This is a genomic window from Clostridioides sp. ES-W-0018-02 (genome assembly GCF_020658175.1).
Lineage (GTDB): Bacteria > Bacillota > Clostridia > Peptostreptococcales > Peptostreptococcaceae > Clostridioides.
On the sequence record NZ_JACVVY010000057.1, the window covers coordinates 1 to 335 of the forward strand.

The window sequence follows — 335 nt, forward strand, 5'->3', positions numbered from 1 at the left end:
ATAAAGATTATGTGGTTACAATAGCAGAGAGGATACACCTGTTCCCATTCCGAACACAGAAGTTAAGCTCTCTAGCGCTGATGGTACTTGGTGGGAAACTGCCTGGGAGAGTAGGACGTAGCCACGTTGAATATTCCAAGGTAGCTCAACGGTGGAGCAACCGGCTGTTAACCGGTAGGCTGTGGGTTCGAGCCCCACCCTTGGAGCCAAAAAAGCCGAAGTGGCGGAACTGGCAGACGCACAGGACTTAAAATCCTGCGGGACTTACCTCTCGTACCGGTTCGATTCCGGTCTTCGGCACTTATAAAACAATATCGCGGAGTGGAGCAGTTGGC

Annotated in this window: 2 tRNA genes and 1 rRNA gene; all 3 read left to right on the top strand. The window is 51.6% G+C overall.

What is annotated here, in order from left to right:
• Positions 1-10: 10 nt before the first annotated feature.
• The 3 genes from rrf to IC219_RS21470 all read left to right on the top strand — a co-directional run bounded on the left by rrf (position 11) and on the right by IC219_RS21470 (position 300).
• Positions 11-127 (top strand): 5S ribosomal RNA (gene rrf / locus IC219_RS21460).
• 7 nt (positions 128-134) lie between these two features.
• A tRNA-Asn gene (locus tag IC219_RS21465) sits at positions 135-209 on the top strand.
• A gap of 5 nt (positions 210-214) precedes the next feature.
• A tRNA-Leu gene (locus IC219_RS21470) sits at positions 215-300 on the top strand.
• Positions 301-335 lie beyond the last annotated feature (35 nt).